Here is a 20,174-nt window from a genome sequence, read left to right as displayed (position 1 = left end):
TTACCCCTTATCCCCAGAGGGAGCCCCGAGTTCCCCAGTCCCTAGTCCCCAGTCCCTAGTCCCCAATCCCCAAACTTATGCAACAACACACAATAGCCGCAGCAATCACTCAAGCTGGAGTGGGATTGCATAGTGGTGCTAATACTCAGGTGCGAATACTACCAGCTGAAGTAGGTAGCGGGCGCTACTTTGTGCGAGTCGATTTACCAGATTCGCCAATTATTCCGGCGCAAGTTGCCGCAGTTAGTCAAACTGTTCTTTCTACCCAGTTGGGTAAAGGCGTGGCTTCTATCCGCACTGTAGAGCATTTATTGGCTTCTCTGGTGGGTATGGGTGTGGATAACGCCCGCATTGAAATTAATGGGCCAGAAGTGCCGTTAATGGATGGTTCCGCAAAGGTATGGGCGGAAAGTATCGCCCAAGTCGGGTTGCGATCGCAATCTGTAACTGCAGACGAAACACCCCTAGCTATCCAAGAGCCAATTTGGATTTATGAGGGTGATACTTTTGTGGCGGCTATCCCCGCACCAGAAACCCGTTTTAGCTATGGTATTGACTTCGATTTGCCTGCTATTGGTAATCAATGGCACAGTTGGTCACTTAATTCCAATATAGGAAATCCTTATACAGACTTTGCTACAGAAATTGCCCCTGCTCGTACTTTTGGTTTATTGCATCAAATCGAACATCTGCAAAAGTCTGGGTTAATCAAAGGTGGTAGTTTAGAAAATGCCCTGGTTTGTGGCCCTGATGGCTGGTTAAATCCACCATTAAGATTTGCAAATGAACCAGTACGTCATAAAATCTTGGATTTAGTAGGAGATTTGAGTTTAGTGGGAAATATCCCCCGTGCTCACTTCTTAGCGTATAAGGCCAGCCACAATTTACACATTCAACTGGCACAGAAAATTTTAGATTTTTGAATCAATCCAAAATCCAAAATCTAAAATCTAAAATTCCGTCGCTGACTCGATTCCAGATAAAAAACCAAACATATAGCCAATGACAACCCTCACCGAAGCCAATACCGTCGATGCGATCGCAGCTGCTGCTAATGGCAATCAAAGCGCACCAGAGCCGAAAAAAACCTTGGCTATTGAAGAAATTCAAAGCCTGTTGCCCCATCGCTACCCATTTTTACTGGTAGATAAAATTATTGACTATGTACCAGGCAAACTAGCGGTAGGCGTGAAAAATGTCACCATTAATGAACCCCATTTTCAAGGACATTTCCCCGGACGGCCGCTAATGCCTGGAGTGCTAATTGTCGAAGCAATGGCACAGGTAGGCGGTATAGTCATGACACAGCTACCGGAATATGAAGGTGGACTATTTGTGTTTGCTGGGATTGATAAAGTCCGCTTCCGTCGGCAAGTAGTTCCCGGCGATCAACTCGTCATGACGGTGGAACTGTTGTGGGTTAAACAACGTCGTTTCGCTAAAATGCAAGGTCGTGCTGAAGTGGACGGTCAGTTAGCGGCTGAAGGCGAATTAATGTTTTCTCTAGTAAACTAAAAACCTGCTCTTGTGGCGATCGCACAGCCGTGATGTGCTTTTTACTGACAACCATAAAAAAGGTTAGCAGTAAAATCAACTAGCCACAAGAGTAATTTATAATTTTTAAATTTCGCTGCCCTCACACTTAACTTGCTTTGCCCGACACTTTCGTAACTGAATACTCAAAAAGTTCAGCACTCATGACAGTTCTGGAGATTTACCCTTGAAGACGCTTATTCATCCAACTGCTGTAATTCATCCTAAAGCAGAACTCCACCCAACAGTGGAAGTCGGTGCCTATGCTGTGATTGGAGCGCAGGTTAAAGTTGGCCCTGAAACTGTAATTGGCGCTCACGTAGTGCTAGAAGGGCCATGTGAAATTGGGGCGCGAAATCAGATTTTCCCTGGTGCAGCTATCGGTATGGAACCCCAGGATCTCAAATATGTGGGAGAACCTACCTGGGTCAAAATTGGCGACAATAACCAAATTCGTGAATATGTCACGATCAACCGTGCTACTGGTGCTGGGGAAGCCACAATCATTGGTAACGGTAACCTACTGATGGCTTATGTTCATGTGGCTCATAACTGCGTGATCGAAGACCATGTAATTATTCCTAACTCAGTAGCCTTAGCGGGTCATGTTCACATAGAATCACGGGCTAGGTTAGGCGGAGTTTTGGGAGTCCACCAATTTGTGCGAATTGGTAGACACTCAATGGTAGGTGGGATGGCACGTATTGACCGCGATGTGCCGCCATATATGCTGGTAGAAGGCAATCCCGCCAGAGTCAGAACCCTCAACTTAGTAGGGTTAAAACGTTCTGGAATGGATGCTAGCGAGTTACAACTGCTCAAAAAAGCCTTCCGCATTCTCTATCGCTCTAACTTAACCTTTAAAGAAGCTTTAGAACAATTAGAACAACTAGGCGATACTGAACAGTTACAACATCTGCGGCGCTTCCTTCTGCTTTCTCAAATGCCGGGAAGACGTGGTTTAATTCCTGGAAAAAGAAAAGCTAGCGCCAGTGATGAGTCTTAAGTTAGTTCCCAGTTTGAGTTGAGTATTTAAACCTCAACTCAAACTCTGCGTAACTCTGCGCTGACTCCCCGCACCTCAAATTGTTATTTATTTTCCTCAATTACCAAATGCGGATATTTATCAGCACTGGCGAAGTGTCTGGCGATTTGCAAGGTTCTCTCATAATTGCGGCGCTGAAGCGTCAAGCTGCGGCTGTTGGCTGTGAATTAGAGATTGTGGCGCTGGGTGGCGAAAAAATGGCTGAGGCTGGAGCCACCATATTGGGTGATACCAGTCATATTGGCTCAATGGGGATTTTAGAAGCATTGCCTTATCTTGTACCCACTCTTTTAGTACAACGAAAAGCGATCGCTTACCTCAAGCAAAATCCCCCAGATTTGGTATTACTCATTGATTACATGAGTCCCAATATCGGTATTGGCACTTATTTGCAAGAAAATTTCCCAGATGTGCCCATAGTTTATTACATCGCTCCCCAAGAGTGGGTCTGGTCGATGAATTTGCGGAGGACTCACCGCATTGTCGGCTTTACAGATAAACTCCTAGCCATCTTCCCCGAAGAAGCCCGTTATTATCGCCAGGAAGGTGCCAATGTTACCTGGGTAGGGCATCCCTTAGTTGATCGGATGCAAACCGCCCCCAGCCGCCAGGAAGCCCGCGCTAAATTGCATATTTCACCAGAGGTGATCGCCGTTGCGCTTTTGCCTGCTTCTCGTAGTCAAGAATTAAAATATCTTTTACCAGCAATTTTTCAAGCTGCCCAAACTATTCAAGCGAAATTACCAGAAGTACATTTCTGGATTCCCCTGTCTTTAGAAGAATTTAGAGAACCGATTACCCAAGCAATTGCGCGTTATGGTTTGCGTGCGACAGTATTATCAGGTCAACAACAAGAAATAATGGCTGCAGCTGATTGTGCCATTACCAAATCAGGAACCGTCAATCTAGAACTGGCCCTGTTAAATGTACCGCAAGTAGTTGTCTATCGCCTGAATGCCATTACAGCTTGGATTGGGCGGAAAATTCTTAAAGGTTCGATTCCCTTTGCATCGCCAGTAAATTTGGTAGTTATGGGGGAGATTGTACCAGAGTTTTTACAAGAGCAAGCCACAGCAGAGAATATTACCCAAGCTGCAATGGAATTATTGCTCAACCCTGATAAGAGACAGCAAACCCTAGCCGATTATCAACAAATGCGCGAGTCTTTAGGAGAAATTGGAGTCTGCGATCGCGCGGCTCAAGAAATTTTGCAAATCCTCTAGTGGGGATTGGGGATTGGGGATTGGGGATGAGGGAGATGAGGGAGATGAGGGAGATGAGGGAGATGAGGAAGGAGGGGGGTAGGGAGCAGGGGTAGAATAAATTACCAATTACCTATTACCAAACACCCAACACCTAACACCAATTACCAAATATATTTATATTTCCGCTGGTAAAGGTTGCCAAACTTCTCCGTATTTCTCTTTAAGAGCTTGCCAATTTTCTACTTGACCCGGTTCATATTCTCCTGGCTTACCCCATTGCAAAAATAGGCTTAAAGCTGGTTCCTGTTTATCATCTAAAAACCGGATAGCATAGGTTGTAAAGTTGCCTCTTTTTGCTTCAGCAGTTTCAAATTTAACCTGAGTAATTTTGTCCATATTCAAGTGAAACTCAAAATTTTCGGTATGCATATTTGCATATTTACCCTTGGGTAACTCTGCATAAAATAGCTTTTCTAGCTTGCTTCTAACTTCTAAAACACCAGCACTACTAGTCACAATTAAACGTAAAGTTCCTAAATTTTCGCAAGCTGTTAAAAATTCTTTTAAGGTTGTGGTCATTTGTCATTTGTCCTTTGTCATTTGTCCTTTGTCATTTGTCCTTTGTCATTGGTCATTGTCTAATGAAATGACCAATTATTTATTGATGGTACAAAGAAAGTGGATTGATTCGTGACATCCATTTAAAATCTCAAATCCAAAATCTGTCTTGAAAAGTTCAGATCGCCGGAAGCCGGCGCTCCGACTTTTCGCAAAATCCAAAATCTAAAATTGCCTGATTCTGGACTAGGCTTCGTATTTTTCGTAAGCAGCAACAATGCGCTGAACTAGGGGATGACGCACGACATCTCTTTGAGAAAATTCGCAAAAGGCAATACCTTCAACGTGTTTTAAGATGTGTAAGGCTACGGCTAAACCTGATTGTTGGTTTACTGGTAAATCGGTTTGTGTCATGTCTCCTGTGATTACCATACGCGAACGGAAACCCAAACGCGTCAAAACCATTTTGATTTGCGCTGGTGTGGTGTTTTGGGCTTCATCGACAATCACAAATGCATTATTTAAGGTGCGTCCTCGCATATAAGCCAGTGGTGCAACTTCAATTACACCGCGTTCTATTAAATTGGGGACTTTTTCCGGATCGATAAATTCATTAATTGCATCATAAAGTGGGCGCAGATAGGGATTGACTTTCTGCTGCAAATCCCCAGGTAAAAAGCCGAGTTTTTCTCCTGCTTCCACGGCAGGACGCGTTAAAATCAGCTTTTCATACTGATTGGCTAAGAGTGCTTGCACAGCAACAACAACAGCCAAAAAAGTCTTACCAGTCCCAGCTGGCCCAGTGCAGAAAATGAGGTCACGTTTGTGGATAGCTTCAATATACTGCCTTTGTTTAAAGGTTTTAGCGCGAATTTCTTCACCTCTGCGAGTTTTTGCAAGAATATCTCGCTGTAAATCTTGCAACTCGCCTTCTCGATGGGTATCTAAAGCTTGACGGGCGGTATCAATATCCGCACTAGAGATAGAATTACCTTTAATCCAGAGGTCTTCAAGCGATCGCACTAATCGTGAAGCCAAATCAATTTGCTTTTGTGTACCTGAAATATGTAAGTCCTGTCCGCGTAACACCAAGCTAGCGCCTGTTTGCTGAGATAAGAGTTTGAGATTCTCTTCTCCATCTCCAGCAAGAGCGATCGCACTGGGAATATCCGGCAGCTCAATCTTGAAGGCATCTGCCATAGTATTTGTTAATTTATCTTTTTATTTGCTATTTCGTATGGGCATGGGGCATAGGGCATAGGGCATTGGTAATGGGTAATTGGTAATTGGTAATGGGTGTTTGTTATTTCCCTTCATCTTCCTCATCTCTCAGTCCCCAATCCCCATTACCCCTAATCCCCACTCCCTGCGGTCGTGGGGGCCCCGAGTTCCCCAGTCCCCAATCCCCAATCCCCATTACCCCTTATCCCCAGAGGGGGCCCCGAGTTCCCCAATCCCCCATCAAGGGGAAAAGTAGAGACACGATGATCGTATCTCTACTTTTTCTAGGGTTGCTTTAATATGAGTTAACCACATTTAGCAAGGATGCTACCTGAATTTAGTAGCGGATACCTTTGCGTGCAGCTTCCTCTTTACGCTTGCGTCGTAAGCTAGGTTTTTCGTATCTTTCCCTGCGTCTAACTTCAGATAAAATTCCAGCTTTTTGAATTTTCTTTTTAAAGCGTCTAATAGCAGAGTCTATTGACTCGTTCTCACCTAAACGGACTTCGGCCACTCCCCAGTTTCACCCCCTTACAGAGATAATTCAGAGTTGCATAAAAATGTTAATAACAGCAGTATGGCGATCGCTTCTCTGGATGAGAAATACTCACCTGTTGAATTCTCAAAAGAATTTCGAGCATTTATCTAGTGACGCGATGCCTACGCCACTCATGCCAGATTAGCAAATTTGGATGTTTTTTCACAATTCCCAAATTTTTATTAGTCAAACCCACACTGAAGCAATAAAGCTCTCAAAATAATTGCCCAATTCTAGCAAGTTGCGATCGCATATCTCCCATTTTGCCAGAATGCCTGAGCGGAGTAGAAACCGCCCAGACTGATGTTGCAATTTCAACCTAGCGGATACGGGGTTTAGCAATAGGTCTGGGACTATTTCCGTTTCCACGTCTTTCTCTTGATTTGGGCGGGGGTAATCGCTCTTCCCTGTCTTCATCAAAAGAAGCACCTTCTCTTGAGGCGCTGCTGCCATAAATATCCAGGTAGACTGATTGTCCAGCAATTTCAGCCGCAGCTGCAATTACTGTGCGAATCGCCTGAATATTACGTCCTCCGCGACCAAACACTTTTCCTTTATCTGTGGTGTCAAAGGCGATGCGAATCCAAGCCTTTTGTAGGCTCTGAGAAATTTCACAATCGACGCTTAAAGACTCTGGCGATTCCAAAAAAGGCTGCACTAAAAACTTGACCAACCCCTCGTAGTTGGGTCTAGCTGCGGGGGATTGTGTTTCGACATTATGATGCGGCTGTTGTTGCACTGACCTGTTCAAAAACATTGGCTTTTACTAGGATGCGACGGACGGTGTCAGTGGGTTGAGCGCCTTGTTGTAGTCGCTTGACGATGCCGGGAACGTCCAATCGTACTTCATCCGTTCTGGGGTTGTAGAATCCCAGTTCTTCTAAGGGACGACCATCGCGGCGAGCGAGGCTGTTAATAGCTACGATGCGGTAACTCGCTTCCCGTTTTTTACCATATCGCTTCAAGCGCAGTTTGATCATGATTGAAGAATCGTTCTCCTGTTTACTAAGTATGATTGACAGCAAGTGCCGTTCTGCGGAATTCAAAAGTCGAAAAACCTTGCTAGATATAGATTTCGACTTTTAAGAGGAAGTTAGCTAACTGTGGCTGTTGCCAATAAATTGCAGCCCAACTTCCTTTAGTCACAATTTTCCATACTGGAATGATAATTTTAGCACTTGCTGGGCATTAACTGCTATTTGTCATTTGTCCTTTGTCATTTGTTGTTTGTTGTTTGTCATTTGTCTAGGTTAAAGGCTAATGACCAATGACCAATGACCAATTACCAATGACCAATGACAATTTTCTAAAGATTCCCAAAGCCTTTCCTTTTCTTGTCTTTCTTTTTCTTTTTCGCTGCGCCAGGGTTGCCAGGGTAACCGCGCCAGCCGGGGGCTGCGGGACGATTGCCACCACCTGCGAAGGCGTTGCCCATACCGCCGCCGAACATACCGGGCATACCAGGAAATTGTCCTTGGCCCATTTGTTGCATGAGCGATCGCATTTTTTGGAAATCAGCTACTAGTTTGCTGACATCTGCTTCTTTATAGCCAGCACCAGATGCAATCCGCCGTCTCCGGCTGGGAGAACTAGCTAATAAATCAGGATCGTGGCGTTCTTGGCGAGTCATGGAGTTAATCATCGCTTCACAGCGTTTTAGCTGGGTTTCTCCATGCTTTAGCTGGTCATCGGAAAGCTTGTTCATCCCGGGAATCATCTTGATGATTCCGCCCAGGGAACCCATGTTTTTCAGCAGGCGTAATTGCTTGAGAAAGTCCGTAAAGTCAAATTTTGCTGACAGGATTTTCTCCTGCATTTGCTCGGCATCTGCCAAGTCAATTTCTTCTTGGGCTTTTTCTACCAAGGTCAAGACATCGCCCATACCCAAAATTCGGGATGCCATCCGGTCTGGGTAAAATGGTTGCAGCGCCTCGACTTTTTCCCCAACACCGACAAATTTAATGGGCGCGCCGGAAATTTGCCGCACGGACAGTGCCGCACCACCACGGCTATCGCCGTCTAATTTAGTCAGAATTGCGCCAGTAATACCAATTTGTTCGTGGAAGGTACGGGTAAGATTTGCAGCTTCCTGCCCAGTCATGGAGTCCACAACCAGTAAGGTTTCGTTGGGCTGGACGGTATCTTTAATCCGGGCTAGTTCTGCCATCATGTCTTCGTCAATTTGCAGACGACCAGCCGTATCAATAATGACCGTATTTACGCCTTGTGCCTTGGCTTGTTCTACACCTTGGCGAGCAATTTCTACTGGATCGGCATCGCTTCCCAGTTCAAATACTGGTACTTCAATTTGCTTACCCAACGTGATTAACTGATCAATCGCCGCTGGACGATATACGTCTGTTGCCACCAGTAAACAGCTACGATCTAATTTCCGCAGATGTAGAGCTAACTTAGCGGTAGCAGTGGTTTTACCAGTACCTTGTAACCCAGCCATTAACACAATGGTAGGCTGTTCCTCCGCTTCTACCAGGGGAACATTTTCTTCCCCCATCACCCGCACCAATTCATCGTAAACAATTTTGATAAACTGTTCGCCAGGTCGCACGCCAGCGATTACCTCAGCCCCCTGTGCTCTGGCTTCGACTTCACTAATAAAATCTTTGACTACCTGGAGATTGACATCTGCTTCCAACAAAGCGCGCCGAACTTCTCGCAAAGCGTCTTGAATGTTGGACTGAGAAATTTTATCTTGTCCGCGGAGTTTCTTCCAGGCAGATTCTAAACGATCAGATAATGCATCAAACATAATTTCGATTACAGATAGTAAGCCAGTAGGAAATTTGGGTAGAGTTGTAACGTGCTATTTACCAGCTTAGTAGTTTTCCCAGCGACTTGAGCAACTCGATAGGTATCTGGGGGAAGGGGTAATGGAGAAAAGGGTAAAGGGCGGAGAACTTATCTGTCCAAAATATAAATACTTTATCTAAGTAAGTCGGTGAGAATAAACCTAACTATATAACAGAATGTAAAATCGTCATAACCCTTGCGATTGCTTCATTCCACTTCGTTTCATACCCTTCTCATAACGGTGACGCTACGCGAACGGGAACGCCAAGGGCGAACGCAATGACATAGCGTGAATTATTTAAACCGTTTTACTTACTTAGTATTTAAAATACCATCATTTTTCCCTCAACCTGCGGAATGTAGGATATAAAAGAATGGCACGAATTCAAGAAAAAACATACCTATCTATGTGGGTTGCAAACATCTTCTAAACTCGATTTTATCTATCCATTTTTACGACATCCAAAACCTGACGCTAAAACCCTTGTAGGAGGATAGTTTTAGTTTTTGGAATTGATCGAGAATCAGTGACCTAGAAAAAGAATTAGGCAAAAACCTTGGGTTTTTGCCTAATCAAGAAAGCTGAGTTCTTAGTTTTGCATAAAGTCGAGCTAAACTCCAGAATCTAATTATTGAGAATAAATGTACATATGAAAATGAAAGATAGATTTTTACTCTTTGACCTGATCAGGTCTCTAGCAATTCTCATAATACTTTTCCATCATTTACCAATGTACTCCTTCAATTTTTATGACCTCAAAAACTTTGGAATTGACATTGATTTATCTGCATGGGATGAACTTAATAGACATTTGGGACTGAGTTTATTTATCTTTATGTCTGGATACTTAATAAATGTCAAAAAAATAAGCTTTCGAGACTGGGATACAGTAGGTCAATTTTTATACAAGAAGATAATCAGAATTTTTCCTATGTACTATGTAGCAATGATATTTTTTTGCTACATTTTTAGTATCAGCGAACCCTTCAGCATCATCATTCATATTTTTGGACTACAATCATTATTATTTTCAAAATACTTGTTATCATTACCAACTCTGTGGTTTGTAGGGACAATTTTAGTATATTATTTGATTTTTATTCTTTATAAAGCAGAAAAAATCAGCAGAATATATAGATTAATTGCAATTACAATTTTTCCTTTTATTGTTTTTTTTGTAACGACATCACTTCAGTTTATGGATTATAGAATAAGTTTATATTACTGGACTTTTATCCTTGGTATTTACTGTGCTGAAAGCAACATTTTGGAAACTCCTTGGATCAAACAAAATACTTTAATTATTACCACTGTCTTCTTTTGTATTTTCATTAGTTGCTTTGTACTGGGGAAAAAGTACGGAATTGATTATTTTGGGATAAAAAGCTATATAATTCTGAATATTCTGATGTTCAGTTTTATATTGTCAATTTATAATATTTTTAATTCTCTAGCAAAAATAGTAAAGTCAAGTCAATCTGTACAAGCAATTGCTTATGCTTCTTACGGAATGTATCTTTTTCACAGACCAATTTGGTTTTTTATAAAAAAAATAGCACAAGACACAATCGGAATTAATAATCAATACATACTCCTGACGATCGAAATATTTATAGGGATTCCAAGCATTTTTGTTTTTGCTTATTTGGTACAAAGTTTTTATGAAAAATATTGCATACAGTATTTGCAGAATAGAAACATGATATAAAAGTAAGGGGATTTCCGAAAAATAATTTACTACCTAAATTAGTTGAATCAAGATACCCCATTTGGTTAGAAGTGGATTTTTCTGCAATCTAGACTCAAATTACTTCATAGCTTTCTTAGTTAGGGAACTCCCTTTTTGGTAAACAATGTTGCTTAAAGTCAAAATTGGATGTAACACTTTCTAAATCATGCTAGAAGCCCATGAAAGCATAACTTCAACATCAACAGTTTTGCTTCTATTCCAATGCTGTTCAAGAATACCCTAACAGCGCTCTATGGGATTATATTTACTATAGTAAGGAAGATAATAAAGTAATTGAATTGGTCTTTAGTATCTGGTCAAAAAATTTAACCATTTTTTTAAGAATTGAGTTAGTAGTCCTCTACTTTCGGAACAGTGATCAATTTTAATTTGTATTAATTCGGTATCCTGTCTTTGTGGTGGTGTAATTGTGTTCCATCAATGAATCAGGTGATCAACAATGAAATCCCTGGTTTTATAGAAACTACCATAGATAATATGTAGTGCTCCTGTTTGTTTTGCATCAAGGCTACATTCTACCTCTATTGGTAAATTTCCTAGAAATCACCTAACCAATTAGTTCTTCTACCGCATCAGCTTTATTGGGTAATGCGGCCGTTAAAACTTCGCTACCTGAATCTGTGACTAAAACGTCATCTTCGATGCGGATACCTCGGACATCAGCGAATTGTAATAATCGCTCCCAGTTAACTAAATTTTTGTATTTAGAGCTTTGTTTGGCATCATTTAAAATTGCTGGGACTTGATAAAAACCTGGCTCAATTGTGACTAACATTCCTGGGCGTAGGGGACGATTTAAACGTAGGTAGCTTAAGCCAAAGCGATCGCTTCTGTTACGTCCTGCTTCATAACCTGCTAAATCTCCCAAGTCTTCCATATCATGCACATCTAAGCCTAGAAGATGCCCAATGCCGTGGGGGAAAAACAAGGCATGGGCATTTAGCTCTACTAAATCTTCAGCTTTTCCTTGTAAAATGCCTAAATTTGCTAAACCATCAGCTATGACTGTGGCAGCTAATAAATGAATTTCCCCATACTCTACACCTGGGCGGATTTTGGCAATACAAGCATCATGGGCTGCTAACACGACATCATAAATATCTCTTTGGGTTGAGGAAAATTTGCCGGATACAGGCCAAGTACGGGTAATATCCGCCGCCCAGCCCATTTCCGTTTCTGCACCCACATCAGCTAGTAGTAAATCACCAGGTTGCAGGGGATGGTGATATTGCTCGTTGTGCAAAACTTCACCGTGGACTGTGACAATACTGTTGTAAGCAGTAGTCATGTTATGGGCGATAATTACTCCTTCCATTGCGCCACGCACTTCTGCTTCCCGTTTAGCTTCAGGTGTGGCGGCCATTCCGGCTTTATGGGCTGCTATACTCACAGCCGCCGCTTTGCGTAATTCAGCTAATGCGCCTTCATCGTGGGTAAGGCGTAAGGAAACGATCGCCTTGGCTAACTCTAAGTCAATTCCTTGGGGTGAACTTTGCGGTAAAACCCATCTATTGAATAGCTGGGATTGCTGTGTCCAAGTAGCCGCATCTTGAACTGCGATCGTGGCTGCGTCTGCTAAGGATGACTCTAGTTCCGCCATTGGTTTAGCGCTATCAGTCCCAATCATCTGGGCTATTTCTTCACGCTTGGGCATTTCTCCATGCCAGAGAGCGCTGCTAGGTGTAGGATCGTCCATGAATAATTCCAGTTTTCCTGCTTCTAAGCGAATTGCCGCATTTGGTAAGGGTAGCCCAGCAAAATACAGAAAATGGCTACTAGCGCGGAAAGGAAAAACATTAGCTTGAAAGTTACGCGGATTGCTACTTCCCGACCACAGAATTGCTGGAAAATCAATCAGGGTAGCTAACTTTTGCCGTCTTTGGCGTAGGATATCAACCAGAAAACTAGAGGTTTGTTGAGTAACCATAAACACAAACTCAGCTTTTATTAAAATTATGAATTATCAATGATTAAGTTAAAACTCTCATACCTTTCAGCAGCGTGGAGTTATCTTCAGCCAAGATGCAATCTTGACTGAAAAATTATTGCCTGAACCAATCCGTAAAATTGTTAATTAATTTTTATCATCATTGTCTTTTTCATCTTTGCTGTCATCATCTTTTTCATCCTCATCATCATCGTCTTTATCTCGATCGGATTCAGGCTGTTCGGTAGATTTATTTTTGTACTGTTCCTTTTGTTGCTCGGTTTGTTCTTGTGGTTTTTGTACTTCATTACTGCAGCTGATTAATCCTACAGAAATTAGCGCTAAGTTAATAGCTGCGACAATCAACCCAAGGATTTTTATGCTTAAATTCGGCTTTTGGTGTAGCATTACCCTAAACTTTCATACTGGAAGTGTAATCATTTCTCCAACATAAACTACATCTAGATTGAAAAACCATAATTTTTAGAGCCAAACCTTGAAATATCAACTGATTTTCAGTTAAACAGTGGTTAATTGAGAGCATCCCAATTTTGCAAATTTATCAAATTAAAACTAGTCATTGCGAATGTGGTTAGTTTTTCTGAATTACTGCCTTAGTCTGAGCCACAATTTTGAATACTGAATTGGTGTTAGAGCATGATGCAAAGTTTTGTTAGCAAAACTAATATGAGACTCATATTTGATTTGAGGAATAAACTTAGCTGCGTTAGCTTTAGCGTAACGCACCACAAATTAGTCTGAGGGGTACTTACACATTGACAAAATATGGCATCTATGCACAATAGTCTGTATACAAGTGTGTAACGCTGACTATTAGCTAAAAAATTTTATCCGTACCTAGGCAGATAATATAATTGCTTTAATCCGCCAGTTTATATATAAGCTGACATCGAGTAAAAATTCAACATTTTTAGTTTTCCCTATTGATATTTGCGGCTTCTCATCCACTAGCAAAGTTTAATTATGGAACTTAATTGACCAACCCTGGCCAAGCTATTCATGCTGATGGTACTCCCTTCCCCGGTGATACCCATCCAGCAATAATAACGTTACGAACAGGAAAGCCCTGTAATGATGTGGTGATGGGGTTGTATCAACCCAATGGCAAAGTGGTTTGGTGACTGATGCAGACAGAACCTTTGTGGGGAGTAGAAGTGACTCCCTACGGTGTGATAGCCACCTTTGCTGATATTAAAGAGCAAATTTGCTCATCCTCTACAGATCCGCCTCTAGAATTACAAAGCTAACCAACCGTGAACAAGCAGGAACCAGACAATAGCGCATCAGTATTTGAAGCAGCCTTTTTCTTTGAGCGATCGCTCGATCTGCTGGCGGTAATTGGTATGGATGGCTACTTTAAGCGGATCAACCCAGCTTTTACTCAAATTCTCGGTTATTCAACAGCAGAATTTTTAGCCAGTCCTTTTATCAACTTTGTGCATCCAGATGACCATTCCGTCACGCTGGCAGAAATGGAGAAGTTAAAAGCAGGCGCACCCATTCTCAATTTTGAGAATCGTTACCGGACAAAAGATAGCCGCTATCGCTGGTTGGAATGGACAGGATCGCCGCAGATTGACCAGGATGTAATATACTGTGTTGCCCGTGATATTACTCAGCAAAAAGAGACAGAAGCAGCCCTAGAACGTGCTAACCAGGAACTAGAACAGCGCGTTGCGGAACGGACTGCCCAGTTAGAGCAGGTAAATGCAGCACTGCGAGAGAGCGAAGAACGCAATCTGTTGGCAATGGAAGTTGCCCGGATATTTACCTTTGAGTGGGAACCACATACCGATATCGTCAAGCGATCGCCTCAATGTGGTGTGATTTTGGGTTTAAGCTCAACAGATGCAGAAGCGGACACAGGAGTTAATTTTGTGCAACGAGTGCATCCTGAGGATCGCGATCGCTTCATCGCAGTTTTACAGGCACTGACACCTGAGAACAGCACTTACAAAACAACCTATCGAGTTATACGCCCAGATGGACAAATCGTGACATTGGAGGAAAGCGCACGGGCGCTGTTTGATGAGCAAGGACAGTTAACTCGACTGATTGGCATGACGGCGGATATTACAGAACGCCAACGGCTAGAAGCCGAATTAAACGCAAGTCAGACAACTTTGCAACGACAACTAGCTGAAATTGAAACTATTTACCAGTCTGCACCCATCGGGTTAAATGTACTCGATGCCGATCTGCGCTTTGTGCGAATTAATCAGCGATTGGCGGAAATCAATGGCTTTTCCACAGAAGAACACATTGGGCGAACAATACGAGAGTTACTGCCCAATATTGCGGATACTGCCGAAGCGTTGTTGCTTCCTATCTTTGAAACCGGAGAACCGCTACTAAATGTCGAAATTCGCGGAGAAACTCCCGCACAACCAGGGGTAGCGCGTGTTTGGTTAGAAAGCTTTTTGCCTTTGAAAGATGGCGAACGCATAATAGGCATTAACACCGTTTGCGAAGAAATCACCGATCGCAAACAGGTAGAAGAAGCCTTACGTAGTTCAGAAGAACGCTATCGCACCTTGTTTGAGACGATGGAAGACGGCTTTTGTGTAGTCGAGGTGCTGTTTGATGAAAATAATACGCCAATCGATTATCGCTTCTTGGAAATTAACCCTGCATTTGAGCGAGAAACTGGACTACAACAGGCAATTGGTAAAACTGCAAGTCAACTGCTTCCGAATCTGGAAAAATTTTGGTTTGAAACTTATGGCAGAGTCGCTCTCACAGGTGAACCGGTGCGCTTTGAAAATGGCTCAGATGTAATGAATCGCTGGTTTGAGGTATATGCTTTTCCCATCGAAGGGACAGAAAATCACAAAGTTGCGATCTTGTTTAAGAATATTAGCGATCGCAAAGCCATTGAAGCCCAAAAAGAAAAGTTACTTCAGCAAGAGCAAGCCGCACGGGAAGCTGCAGAACGTGCCAACCGCACGAAAGATGAATTTCTGGCGATTCTCTCCCATGAACTGCGAACACCTCTGAACCCGATTTTAGGTTGGGCAAAAATATTACAATCACCGAAAATTACTCCCGAAAAGCTCCAGCAAGGGTTAAGCACAATCGAGCGTAATGCTAAACAACAGGTGCAACTGATTGACGATCTGCTCGATATCTCTCGCATCATTCGTGGCAAACTCTCTTTGAGCTTTGCAGCGATTAATTTATCAGAGCCAATCGCCGCAGCTTTAGAAACTGTGAGTTTGGCAGCAGAAGCAAAAGCTATTCAGTTGGAAGTCTTGCTCGATTCCACAGTCGGGTGTGTCAAAGGAGATGCCAGCAGATTACAACAGGTAGTCTGGAATTTACTCTCGAATGCGATTAAATTCACCCCCACAGGGGGACAAGTGACGGTGCAACTGACCCGTGTCGAGCGCTATGCTCAAATTCAAGTTAGCGATACTGGCAATGGCATTAAACCCGAATTTTTGCCCCATGTATTTGAGTTATTTCAACAACAGGATAGTTCTACCACTCGTACCTTTGGCGGATTGGGTTTAGGATTAGCGATCGCGCGTCAGGTGGTGGAAGCGCATGGTGGTACAATCGCTGTTGCTAGTGCTGGAGAAGGGCAAGGGGCAACCTTTACCGTACAGTTGCCATTGATCTCTGTGTCAAATCTCAATCTTCCTGATTTCTGCAAGAATCCCACACTCAATTTAAAGGATCGGCGAGTGATAGTGGTAGATGATGAGGCAGATTCCCTGGAACTAGTTAAGGTGGTACTAGAAGAGGAAGGCGCATTTGTAGAAGTAGTATCCTCTGCTTCTAACGCCTTGCCAGTATTGGCTCAAGCATCATTCGATTTGCTCATCAGCGATATTGGAATGCCAGAGATGGACGGTTACAATTTCATTCGTCAGATTCGCGCCCTACCACCTCGTTTCAACCGAGATATTCCAGCGATCGCCCTCACCGCCTATGCTGGTGAGGAAAATCAACGCAAAATTCTCGCCGCTGGATTTCAAGCACATTTAGCCAAACCAATTGAACCGCAAAACTTGTTAGATGCGATCGCTGCTTTAATGATTTCAAATTAGCTGGTGAATAAATTCAAAAATATTTCAAATAAGGGTGATTCTATGGGACAAATCATTACACAGGTAGATGCTTTCACCAATACACCATTTGCAGGCAACCCTGCGGCTGTTTGCGTTTTACCCGCGCCGAAAAGCGATCGCTGGATGCAGAATGTCGCGCAGGAAATGAATTTATCGGAGACGGCTTTTCTCGTCAAGCAGGATGATGGCTTTAATCTGCGTTGGTTTACACCTACTGTAGAAGTACCTCTTTGTGGTCATGCAACCTTAGCTAGCGCTCATGTACTTTGGTCTGAGGGACATTTATCACCCAATGCAGTCGCCCGTTTTTATACTAAAAGCGGTGTGTTGATTGCCAAAAACCTAGGTGAATGGATTGAGTTAGATTTTCCTGTTAATTATTCGCAACCTATTGATGCACCAGATCAACTGTGTGAAGCTTTGGGTGTAGGGTGTAAATCTGTTTTACAAAATTCCCTCGGTTATCTGGTAGAAGTAGATTCTGAGGATTTGGTATGGCATATACAGCCTAATTTTCAACTCCTGAAAACTTTGCTGGTGTCAGATGTGATTGTTACTAGCCTAACTCACTGTAATTCTGATTACGATTTTGTTTCTCGCTTTTTTGCACCTGGATTAGGTATAAATGAAGACCCGGTTACTGGTGCGGCTCATTGCTGTCTTGCACCCTTCTGGCGCGATCGCTTGGGTAAGGATGAGTTTTTAGCTTATCAAGCATCCAGTCGTGGCGGAGTGGTAAAGGTGCGCTACCCAGGAGGCGATCGCGTCTTTTTAGCTGGACAAGCCGTTACAGTATTACGTGGGGAATTGTACAATTAATTTTGATAAATTTAATCACAAATTGCCAAAGTAAAGTTCACAAATAATTACAATATACCTCTTGCATAAGTGTTGAGCATCAGCGTTTATCAAGTAATAACAAATCAATGTTATTGATGCTGACTGACTGATTCATATTGAGGCTATGAAATTATTTTATTCCCATGAAAATGGCGAACTTTGGCAAGGAGATGCTATCGAATGGTTGGGTAGTTTAGATACAGAGTCGGTTGATTTAGTGATTGCTGACCCTCCATATAATATTAAAAAAGCAGAGTGGGATACCTTCACATCTCAGGAAGCTTATGTGCAATGGTCTTTAATTTGGATTGAGCAAGTATCGCGAATTCTTAAATCTACTGGAAGTTTTTATATTTGTGGTTTTTCGGAAATATTAGCTGATATTAAATTACCAGCTTCGCGCTTTTTCCAAGGGTGTCGATGGTTAATTTGGCATTACAAGAATAAGGCGAATTTGTCTAATGATTGGGGTCGTTCTCATGAAAGTATTTTGCATTTTCGCAAGTCAAAAAGTTTTTATATGGATATAGATAACGTGCGGATTTTATATGGAGAACATACATTAAAATATCCATCTCATCCCCAAGCAATCACTAGCCAGTATGCAAATAATGGTAAGAATCATGGCAAAACTTGGAATCCCCATTCAAAAGGAGCTAAACCCAGAGATGTGATAGAAATCCCCACAACTTGTAATGGGATGAATGAAAAAACTCTACATCCTACACAAAAACCCGAAGAATTAATCAGAAAATTTATTCTTGCTTCTTCTCAACGGCAAGATATTGTAATTGACCCATTTTTAGGCTCGGGTACTACAGCAGTAACGGCTGAACAATTAGGTAGAAAATGGTTGGGATGTGATATTAAGGCTGAATATTTAGAATTGGCTTGTCAACGTATAAAAAATGCCCATCACATGAGTGATGAAGAATGGTTTTGGTTGGATAGAAAAAATGAAGAACGCAGAAAAAAAATTAGGTAGAAGCGCTACATTAATAATTCGTAATTCGTAGTTACTAATTCGTAATTACGTAGACGCACAGCAGCTACTCTAACGAGAACGCCTAACGGCGAACCCGTAGGTATTACGAATTAGGAATGAGGTTGATATATTTGTTGTAGTTCTTCAAGTGTATTAAACGTTTATATCGCAGCCAAAATTATACCAATTCAAATAATTGCGGCAAATAAATTCTTTGTAGGGGCACGGCACCAGTAAGATAATTTGACATACCACAAGATTGTGGATGCCGTGCCCTTACCTACCCATCTGTCACTATAGCTGTCATTGATGGTCAGCATAGCCGCCTTATTTAACTAAAATAATTCTGCGGCACAATAGTTAAAGCAGCCCTGATTTAATGTGTAAAAATGCCTTCTAAAAACAAACCTAGTATAAGTTCTATCCAATGTAACTGGCCGATTGAACAATTACCGGGATTAAGCCCAGCAGAACAATCCCAACTGCAAAATTGTGGAATTACAACCACAGGATTATTAGTGAAAAATGGCAAAACTCTAGAAGCAAGAGTGGCTTTAGCGAATAAATTACAGGTTCATCTACAATATGTGAACAAATGGGTAGCCTTGGCTGATTTAGCGCGTATTCCCACAGTTGGGACACAATATTGTGGGTTATTGCTACACGCAGGTATTGGTTCTGTTGCACAATTGGCACAGGTTCCAGCGCACCGATTACACAAACAAATTTTACGCTTGCAGGTAGCAACAATGCAGCGCCGAGATTTATGCCCAGCAATTGAGTTAGTACAGCAGTGGAGTTATCAAGCGAGAACTGTGCTGAGTTCTGAGTGCTGAGTTCTGAGTAAAAATACTAGTCCCTAGTTCCCAGTCCCTAGTCCCCAAGAGTTCTTTAATTTTGAATTTTGAATTTTGAATTAATTTGTCCCCAGTACCTAATCTTTCGCTAAAACTCCATTCAGAAAGATATCAGCAAGTCCTTCTGCCATTTGCTGCATTTCTTGGGGTGAGGCGTTTGGTTCCATGAGGGTATTGTTGGAAAAGCCTGCGATCGCGAACATTCCCAAGAATACCTTAGCAACCAGTTTGGCATCCGTTTGGCGATAAATGCCTTTATCCATAGCTGTTTGGAAGAAAGCCTCAGCAACATCCGTCATTTTAGTAATCACATCCAATTGAATGCGATCGCGCAAGTCTGGATGAAATTGCACTTCCATAAAACAGACTCGCATTAAATCAACATTTTTGTGTAAATTCCACATCCGACGACGCATTACTTGGGCAACTGCTTTATAGCTTCCCATTTCGCTCAATTCTGTGAGCAAATCTGTGAGAATATCTACCCAACCGCCAGTTGCAACTTCTACCAAAATGGCTTTTTTATTAGGAAAATGACGAAATAAGGTACCCTCAGCCACACCTGCTGCTTGTGCTAAGTCGCGGGTAGTAGTACCGTCAAAGCCTTGGGAGGCAAACAATTTTTGTGCCGCTTGTAAAATACGGGTACGTGTTTGTGCTTCTGAGGGGGGAGAAGAATTAAAAACTCGCATAGCAATTATTGTTAATTTTCCGGAACATGACTTGTAGCATTATTGTCTAACGTCAAGTACAAAAATTACAGAAAGCTTAATACAAGATTAACGCTCTGTTGCTCAATCAGCCTATTTCTT

21 protein-coding genes are annotated in these 20,174 nt (G+C 42.3%); 12 read left to right on the top strand and 9 right to left on the bottom strand.

Going from position 1 to position 20,174, the window contains the following annotated elements; genetic code table 11:
- The first annotated feature begins 77 nt into the window (after positions 1-77).
- From lpxC to lpxB, 4 genes are all read left to right on the top strand, one after another.
- Positions 78-923 (top strand): UDP-3-O-acyl-N-acetylglucosamine deacetylase, encoded by an 846-nt coding sequence (gene lpxC / locus HGR01_RS26300; protein WP_045871164.1) that lies wholly within the window; start codon positions 78-80, stop codon positions 921-923.
- A 79-nt stretch (positions 924-1,002) separates the two neighbouring features.
- The gene (gene fabZ, locus HGR01_RS26295; RefSeq protein WP_045871165.1) at positions 1,003-1,515 is read left to right on the top strand and encodes a 3-hydroxyacyl-ACP dehydratase FabZ; all 513 of its coding nucleotides are present in this window, start codon (positions 1,003-1,005) and stop codon (positions 1,513-1,515) included.
- Positions 1,516-1,720: 205 nt separating this feature from the next.
- Positions 1,721-2,539 carry an acyl-ACP--UDP-N-acetylglucosamine O-acyltransferase gene (gene lpxA / locus HGR01_RS26290; protein WP_045871166.1) on the top strand — a complete coding sequence of 273 codons (819 nt, stop codon included), beginning with the start codon at positions 1,721-1,723 and terminating at the stop codon, positions 2,537-2,539.
- A gap of 107 nt (positions 2,540-2,646) precedes the next feature.
- Positions 2,647-3,801, top strand: coding sequence for a lipid-A-disaccharide synthase (lpxB, locus tag HGR01_RS26285; protein ID WP_045871167.1), 1,155 nt, complete (start codon positions 2,647-2,649; stop codon positions 3,799-3,801).
- A gap of 156 nt (positions 3,802-3,957) precedes the next feature.
- On the opposite strand, the gene HGR01_RS26280 is transcribed toward lpxB, so the two are convergent.
- The 3 genes from HGR01_RS26280 to rpsU form a co-directional block, all read right to left on the bottom strand.
- Positions 3,958-4,362: a ChuX/HutX family heme-like substrate-binding protein gene (locus HGR01_RS26280; RefSeq protein ID WP_045871168.1), complete on the bottom strand. Its 405-nt coding sequence runs from the start codon at positions 4,360-4,362 to the stop codon at positions 3,958-3,960.
- A gap of 225 nt (positions 4,363-4,587) precedes the next feature.
- Positions 4,588-5,541, bottom strand: a complete 954-nt coding sequence (locus HGR01_RS26275) for a PhoH family protein (protein WP_045871169.1) — start codon at positions 5,539-5,541, stop codon at positions 4,588-4,590.
- 358 nt (positions 5,542-5,899) lie between these two features.
- The gene (gene rpsU / locus HGR01_RS26270) at positions 5,900-6,076 is read right to left on the bottom strand and encodes a 30S ribosomal protein S21 (RefSeq protein ID WP_045871170.1); all 177 of its coding nucleotides are present in this window, start codon (positions 6,074-6,076) and stop codon (positions 5,900-5,902) included.
- A gap of 46 nt (positions 6,077-6,122) precedes the next feature.
- Between rpsU and HGR01_RS26265 the strand changes: the two genes are divergently transcribed.
- A complete protein-coding gene (locus HGR01_RS26265; RefSeq protein WP_255325234.1) occupies positions 6,123-6,245 on the top strand; it encodes a hypothetical protein in 123 nt (40 codons plus the stop codon).
- Between the two features lie 174 nt (positions 6,246-6,419).
- Here the strand turns inward: HGR01_RS26265 and HGR01_RS26260 are convergent, their stop codons facing one another.
- The 3 genes from HGR01_RS26260 to ffh form a co-directional block, all read right to left on the bottom strand.
- On the bottom strand, positions 6,420-6,857 hold the full coding sequence (locus tag HGR01_RS26260; protein WP_045871171.1) for a KH domain-containing protein: 438 nt from the start codon (positions 6,855-6,857) through the stop codon (positions 6,420-6,422).
- Complete coding sequence (gene rpsP / locus HGR01_RS26255; RefSeq protein WP_045871172.1) at positions 6,817-7,080, bottom strand: 30S ribosomal protein S16; 264 nt, start codon at positions 7,078-7,080, stop codon at positions 6,817-6,819. Before rpsP ends, HGR01_RS26260 begins: the two co-directional genes overlap by 41 nt.
- Before the next feature lie 326 nt (positions 7,081-7,406).
- Positions 7,407-8,867, bottom strand: coding sequence for a signal recognition particle protein (gene ffh / locus HGR01_RS26250; protein ID WP_045871173.1), 1,461 nt, complete (start codon positions 8,865-8,867; stop codon positions 7,407-7,409).
- A 691-nt stretch (positions 8,868-9,558) separates the two neighbouring features.
- On the opposite strand from ffh, the gene HGR01_RS26245 reads away from it, so the two are divergent.
- A complete protein-coding gene (locus HGR01_RS26245; protein ID WP_045871174.1) occupies positions 9,559-10,617 on the top strand; it encodes an acyltransferase family protein in 1,059 nt (352 codons plus the stop codon).
- Between the two features lie 589 nt (positions 10,618-11,206).
- Here the strand turns inward: HGR01_RS26245 and HGR01_RS26240 are convergent.
- Entirely contained in the window at positions 11,207-12,586 is a 1,380-nt protein-coding gene (locus tag HGR01_RS26240; protein WP_045871175.1) for an aminopeptidase P family protein, read from the bottom strand.
- A gap of 147 nt (positions 12,587-12,733) precedes the next feature.
- The gene (locus tag HGR01_RS26235) at positions 12,734-12,994 is read right to left on the bottom strand and encodes a hypothetical protein (protein ID WP_045871176.1); all 261 of its coding nucleotides are present in this window, start codon (positions 12,992-12,994) and stop codon (positions 12,734-12,736) included.
- A 587-nt stretch (positions 12,995-13,581) separates the two neighbouring features.
- Between HGR01_RS26235 and HGR01_RS26230 the strand changes: the two genes are divergently transcribed.
- The 6 genes from HGR01_RS26230 (at position 13,582) to HGR01_RS26205 (ending at position 19,341) form a co-directional block, all read left to right on the top strand.
- Positions 13,582-13,728 (top strand): hypothetical protein, encoded by a 147-nt coding sequence (locus tag HGR01_RS26230; protein ID WP_155539322.1) that lies wholly within the window; start codon positions 13,582-13,584, stop codon positions 13,726-13,728.
- Between the two features lie 3 nt (positions 13,729-13,731).
- A complete protein-coding gene (locus HGR01_RS26225) occupies positions 13,732-13,854 on the top strand; it encodes a hypothetical protein (protein ID WP_255325235.1) in 123 nt (40 codons plus the stop codon).
- Between the two features lie 6 nt (positions 13,855-13,860).
- Complete coding sequence (locus HGR01_RS26220; protein ID WP_045871177.1) at positions 13,861-16,659, top strand: PAS domain S-box protein; 2,799 nt, start codon at positions 13,861-13,863, stop codon at positions 16,657-16,659.
- Between the two features lie 42 nt (positions 16,660-16,701).
- Positions 16,702-17,499, top strand: a complete 798-nt coding sequence (locus tag HGR01_RS26215; RefSeq protein ID WP_045871178.1) for a PhzF family phenazine biosynthesis protein — start codon at positions 16,702-16,704, stop codon at positions 17,497-17,499.
- Between the two features lie 145 nt (positions 17,500-17,644).
- Positions 17,645-18,505, top strand: coding sequence for a DNA-methyltransferase (locus HGR01_RS26210; protein ID WP_045871179.1), 861 nt, complete (start codon positions 17,645-17,647; stop codon positions 18,503-18,505).
- Between the two features lie 389 nt (positions 18,506-18,894).
- Positions 18,895-19,341 (top strand): DUF4332 domain-containing protein, encoded by a 447-nt coding sequence (locus HGR01_RS26205; protein ID WP_045871180.1) that lies wholly within the window; start codon positions 18,895-18,897, stop codon positions 19,339-19,341.
- Between the two features lie 98 nt (positions 19,342-19,439).
- On the opposite strand, the gene HGR01_RS26200 is transcribed toward HGR01_RS26205, so the two are convergent.
- Positions 19,440-20,054, bottom strand: coding sequence for a TetR/AcrR family transcriptional regulator (locus HGR01_RS26200; protein ID WP_045871181.1), 615 nt, complete (start codon positions 20,052-20,054; stop codon positions 19,440-19,442).
- Positions 20,055-20,174 lie beyond the last annotated feature (120 nt).

This window comes from Tolypothrix sp. PCC 7712, from assembly GCF_025860405.1.
GTDB classification, from domain to species: domain Bacteria; phylum Cyanobacteriota; class Cyanobacteriia; order Cyanobacteriales; family Nostocaceae; genus Aulosira; species Aulosira diplosiphon.
The sequence above is the reverse complement of the archived record's forward strand: the minus strand, read 5'-3'. Positions and strand labels throughout refer to the sequence as shown.

Excerpts from the sequence above, each read along its gene's own strand:
- HGR01_RS26225 (WP_255325235.1), top strand. The coding sequence starts at position 13,732 with ATGCAGACAGAACCTTTGTGGGGAGTAGAAGTGACTCCCTACGGTGTG.
- HGR01_RS26260 (WP_045871171.1), bottom strand. The coding sequence starts at position 6,857 with ATGTTTTTGAACAGGTCAGTGCAACAACAGCCGCATCATAATGTCGAA.
- HGR01_RS26205 (WP_045871180.1), top strand. The coding sequence starts at position 18,895 with ATGCCTTCTAAAAACAAACCTAGTATAAGTTCTATCCAATGTAACTGG.
- HGR01_RS26245 (WP_045871174.1), top strand. The coding sequence starts at position 9,559 with ATGAAAATGAAAGATAGATTTTTACTCTTTGACCTGATCAGGTCTCTA.
- rpsP (WP_045871172.1), bottom strand. The coding sequence starts at position 7,080 with ATGATCAAACTGCGCTTGAAGCGATATGGTAAAAAACGGGAAGCGAGT.
- HGR01_RS26280 (WP_045871168.1), bottom strand. The coding sequence starts at position 4,362 with ATGACCACAACCTTAAAAGAATTTTTAACAGCTTGCGAAAATTTAGGA.
- lpxB (WP_045871167.1), top strand. The coding sequence starts at position 2,647 with ATGCGGATATTTATCAGCACTGGCGAAGTGTCTGGCGATTTGCAAGGT.
- HGR01_RS26265 (WP_255325234.1), top strand. The coding sequence starts at position 6,123 with ATGTTAATAACAGCAGTATGGCGATCGCTTCTCTGGATGAGAAATACT.
- lpxC (WP_045871164.1), top strand. The coding sequence starts at position 78 with ATGCAACAACACACAATAGCCGCAGCAATCACTCAAGCTGGAGTGGGA.
- ffh (WP_045871173.1), bottom strand. The coding sequence starts at position 8,867 with ATGTTTGATGCATTATCTGATCGTTTAGAATCTGCCTGGAAGAAACTC.
- HGR01_RS26200 (WP_045871181.1), bottom strand. The coding sequence starts at position 20,054 with ATGCGAGTTTTTAATTCTTCTCCCCCCTCAGAAGCACAAACACGTACC.
- HGR01_RS26210 (WP_045871179.1), top strand. The coding sequence starts at position 17,645 with ATGAAATTATTTTATTCCCATGAAAATGGCGAACTTTGGCAAGGAGAT.
- HGR01_RS26215 (WP_045871178.1), top strand. The coding sequence starts at position 16,702 with ATGGGACAAATCATTACACAGGTAGATGCTTTCACCAATACACCATTT.
- HGR01_RS26275 (WP_045871169.1), bottom strand. The coding sequence starts at position 5,541 with ATGGCAGATGCCTTCAAGATTGAGCTGCCGGATATTCCCAGTGCGATC.
- HGR01_RS26240 (WP_045871175.1), bottom strand. The coding sequence starts at position 12,586 with ATGGTTACTCAACAAACCTCTAGTTTTCTGGTTGATATCCTACGCCAA.
- HGR01_RS26235 (WP_045871176.1), bottom strand. The coding sequence starts at position 12,994 with ATGCTACACCAAAAGCCGAATTTAAGCATAAAAATCCTTGGGTTGATT.
- fabZ (WP_045871165.1), top strand. The coding sequence starts at position 1,003 with ATGACAACCCTCACCGAAGCCAATACCGTCGATGCGATCGCAGCTGCT.